This is a genomic window from Moorena sp. SIO2C4 (genome assembly GCF_010672485.1).
GTDB classification, from domain to species: Bacteria; Cyanobacteriota; Cyanobacteriia; order Cyanobacteriales; family Coleofasciculaceae; genus Moorena; species Moorena producens.
The window spans coordinates 1-4348 of sequence record NZ_JAAHGN010000637.1 but is presented as its reverse complement, the minus strand read 5'-3'; the positions used below and the strand labels follow the sequence as shown (position 1 = coordinate 4348).

The following is a 4348-nucleotide window of genomic DNA, read 5'->3' as shown; positions in this document are numbered from 1 at the left end:
AGCTGAATCTGTTATTGTAGAGCCATAATCAGTACAAAAGTACCAATATAACTATGAGTCTCAATGTTGTCCATTTAGTCGGTCGTGCAGGTACAGACCCAGATGTTAAGTATTTTGAGTCTGGGGGAGATCTGGCGACATTCACCAGTACTAAAATTCCAAAGTCTCACTGTCTGGTCATCACTAGCACTGGCTAAGGTTTTACCATCTGCACTAAAGGCCACCGACAGGACTTGACCGGTGTGTCCCTGACATACCTGACGGCATTCACCAGTGTTTACATCCCAAAGCCTTACTGTTGATTCATCACTACCACTGGCTAGGGTTTTACCATCCCTACTGAATGCTACTGACCAAATAGAACTGGTATGGCCTTCTAAAGTTTTAATACACTGACCTGTGCTGACATTCCATAGTTTAATAGTTTTGTCACTACTGCAACTGGCTAGGGTATTACCATCAGGACTAAAGACAACAGACCAAACCCAACCAGTATGACCTTTACAAATTAAAATTGGCTTACCATTCTCGACTTGCCATAAACGCAACTGACCTTCCACATCTCCAGTAGCTAAAAGCTTACCATCAGGACTAAACGCTACCCCAAATACTACTCCTAAGGTTTTAGTAAACACTGACTTCGATAAATCGGAGTGAGCGAAATTGACATCTTGTAAATCCACCCCTTGTAGATAAGCTTGCCAAATTGTAACTCTTGAAAAATCATAGCCTTTTAAACAGATTTGCTGTTGACAAAGGAGATTAATAATATTTCCACCAGCGTAGCCAATGGCTAAGGCAGGTTTGCCTCGAAGCGTGTCGAGAATCTGATTTAGATGGGTTTCTAGGTTACCCTTACCCGTTAAAGCAATCTGTAGACGCTCTACAATGGGTTTGATAATGAGACGAATTTGAGTATTTCTAAGATAATCTTTGGTCTGAGCTTTGAGGAGAGCATGAGTCCTAAATAGGGAATTTTCCCAGTTGTTATTAGTGTTATTAATGGCGGTTATACTAACAATAACATCTTCACAGATTTGCTCAACCAAACGTTCAGTTACGTATTCCATCACCACCGGTTGTAAGGAAAACAAAGACGCTTTTCTTTCCACAAGCGATCGCTGTTCCAAGGATTCCAGGGTGTCGATCAGTTGTTGGGGTGGTACAGGAGGAAATATATCATCTCGTAAGTCAGCAAATGAGGCTTCTTCTCGATTGATGGCGAGCCAAAATATTACTGTTCGTTCTGGAGCGCTTAATCGGGCAAAATGCTGCTCTAAAAGATTTTTAATATTACCAAATATTATCGCATCTTGATTTAAGAATTCCGAAATATTACCGGCAAATAATTTCTGGATTGTTGTCGCTAAAATTTTTAGAGCTAAGGGATTACCAGAATAGCGATTAATTAACTGCTTCCATTCCCTTTCTTCACCTTGGAAAGAACCGATAATATTAAATATTTCTTGTCCTTCAGCAGTTTTCAAACCACTTAATTGTAGGGAGCGGACAGGTAGCACTTCTGCTTCAAGCAGTCCAATTTCTTGAGGCTTCTCCCGAGAGGTTAGTACTAAGCAGCTTTGATGGGAGTTTTCTCCCCACCGTCTCAATAGTTGACCGTATTCTTCATATCCAGCTTGATAATGTCCAGCAGCATTGCTTTGAGCTCCCCCTTGTAAAATTGTTTCCATATTATCGAGAACTAGCAAACAACGGTGGGAGCGTATATCATTCAGAAGTCGGGAAATTTTATCGTCTGTGGTATCTGGTAAATCAATGTCTTGCTGATTGGATAGAAATCTCAGCAACTGAATCAAAATCTCTGATAGGTCAGGAGCATTACGTAGGGAGCGCCAAATAACAAACTCAAACTGGTGTTGGAGTTGTTGGGCAAGCTTGATCGATAGGGAGGTTTTGCCCATGCCGCCCATACCTAACAAGGCGACTAGCCGACAGTGTTCGCTCAGAATCCATTGCTGCAACTGGGCTAGTTCTGATTGTCTTCCATAAAAGAAACGAACATCAACGGCTTCTGACCAATCGTGACGTGGTTTTCCGTTCCCGTAGCCTGGCCTTAAGCCAATCCCATCTGTTTCCTCGGTCGAGTCCCCGACTGGGGTTATGCTTTCGAGTGTAGTTGGCTGTTGGTTCGAGGAGATAGTTTCCTGTTCACTGCGCCACCGTCGTTCGAGGGCTGAGCGAAAGTTTTTTTTACTGACTTTTTCCCCCAAAGCCTCTGAGAGAAGTTTCCACAGCTTAGGACCGACATCATGTTTCAGGTAAGTCGGTGAATAGCCATAGGTTTCGGCAATAGTATCATAACTCTGACGCTTCCAGGACCAAGATGCCTCAATTAAGGCTTGCTGTAAATCAGTGAGATGATTTCCCGATTTGGCAAACACTAAGGCATTGGCGAATTCCAGAGCGTCTTCAAAGTTCATATACCGTTTTGATTATAGTTTATTATGCTATAATATAATAATATCGTGATTTACTAATAGTTCAGGTCTTAGGTATTAGGTTTTAGGGCTCAGGGGGTAACAAAATATCCTAAAAAGAGCAATTTAGGGTTAAAAAAGACCGGTCTAGTTATCTTAATCAGACCAATCAACATAAAAATTTTACCATAATTTTGCATTTGAAAGTCTAAAAAAATAAACTATAGCGCTTCTCATACTTATGATGTAAATTAAATTGACGCAACCCTCCCTACTTCCTAAAGGATAATTGATAAGCGATCGCATGAATTATTATGCGCTATATCTAGTGTCGGTATTCGGTTTAGAATCCCCTTTTTTCAAAGAGGAGAGATATCAAATCCAAATCAACTGCAAATCCAATCGGAAATCGGGTAATACCTCCTCCCCAGAAAGAATCTGGGGAGATTGTAGAATTTCTTTTGCTTGACCAGAACGGTAAATCTCAACCTGTTGATTTTGATAGTTAATCAACCAACCGAGGCGACAGCCATTATCCATATATTCCAGCATCTTGTTCTGTAGAGATGTCAGAGAATCAGTTTTGGAGCGCAATTCAATCACAAAGTCAGGACATAGAGGTGGAAAGGTTTCTTGTTCCTCAAGAGTAAGGCTGTTCCATCGGTCTGAGCTAACCCAAGCTGCATCAGGAGAACGTCCTGCTCCATTGGGGAGTTGAAACACAGTAGAGGAGTCGAAAACTTCCCTAGGTGCGCTCTTACTTGGCGAATTAAATTCGCCACGGGTCGCACCTCAAGTTGGGTCTGACGACTCCAAGCTTGGAGTTGGTACGTTAGATCGGCATTACGCCTACCGGTATTTCCTCCTGTTGGGGGCATAACAATCAGTTCTCCATCAGCAGTCAGTTCCAACCGCAGATCGCGGTTAGCTGCTGCAATTTGCTCAAATTCCCGGTGGGTTAACCTCAGGAGTGGTCGCAGGTCAAGAGTTAAGGGGTTCATATTCCCTATTTCCTATTCTCTTTGCTATCAATCCAAGCTATTCAGAAGCTGTCGAATTTTGAGCTGTTGCTGCTCTTCTATTGATTCTGGAAAACTTAACTCGATCGCAATTGAATTAACAGATCCGCTATCAACTAATTGCTCTATAGTTTCCACCTTAGCCAAAAAACTCAAATCTTGTAAGTGATTAGATTCCTGAGTTACCAGTAAACTGATCAGGGGTTTAGTCTTCTGCATGATATCGAGATTGCTAATCTGGTGGCCATCTAATTCCAACCGTAAATCATGAGTGCCAATTTCCGTGATTGTCGCGCTAACGGAATAGTTTTTCCAGTAATCCCAATATAATTGCACCGGTGCTTGAACCTTTTGACGTACCTTGGTCTCTTTAGCTGGTCGGAATTCACGGAAGACTCGTCTGATACTCGTAGCAATAAACTTAAGGGATTCCAGAGGATGGTCTGTTTCAGATCGTCTCTGGGAATACCACTCATTGACATCAGAATAAATAACTAAGACCAGATCATCTTGCTGAGTACCGGTGAGATTAATAAAATCAACAAATAGCCTCACCTGGTCACCCATAGCAACTTCTCGCATCACCCGCCCTCGGACCAAGCACTTGTGTCCGTAGTCTCCTTCGAGTTCCACTCTAATTTGATCAGGGATGTTGGGTCGGGTATTCAGCAGAATTTGGGCACCACTTTCACTAACATTAACGGTTTCACCTCTCCAACTCTGCTGTGGAGTATGAATCACAGCCGTTAACTTCCTTGGCATCCGGTGAGCACGACGGAGTTGGGGTTGCTCGAAAGCAACTAGACAAGCAGCCATCAGAAGGATTAGGTTAAAGATAGACCAAAAAACATTAACAATCACCGCTTGGCTATCCTCCGGTCTTAACCATAG

At 42.5% G+C, this 4348-nt stretch carries 1 protein-coding gene and 3 pseudogenes; 1 reads left to right on the top strand and 3 read right to left on the bottom strand.

Annotation, left to right across the window (positions count from 1 at the left end; genetic code table 11):
* Positions 1-53: 53 nt before the first annotated feature.
* Positions 54-146: pseudogene (locus F6K20_RS40880) on the top strand (single-stranded DNA-binding protein); the annotation flags it as partial.
* Between the two features lie 21 nt (positions 147-167).
* On the opposite strand, the pseudogene F6K20_RS26120 reads toward F6K20_RS40880, so the two are convergent.
* From F6K20_RS26120 to F6K20_RS26110, 3 genes and pseudogenes are all read right to left on the bottom strand, one after another.
* Positions 168-2441: pseudogene (locus F6K20_RS26120) on the bottom strand (WD40 repeat domain-containing protein); the annotation flags it as partial.
* Positions 2442-2813: 372 nt separating this feature from the next.
* Positions 2814-3439 (bottom strand): annotated as a pseudogene (locus tag F6K20_RS40875) (Uma2 family endonuclease).
* A 27-nt stretch (positions 3440-3466) separates the two neighbouring features.
* Positions 3467-4348, bottom strand: an 882-nt coding sequence (locus F6K20_RS26110; protein ID WP_287296578.1) for a PilZ domain-containing protein, incomplete at its 5' end; no start/stop codon positions are given.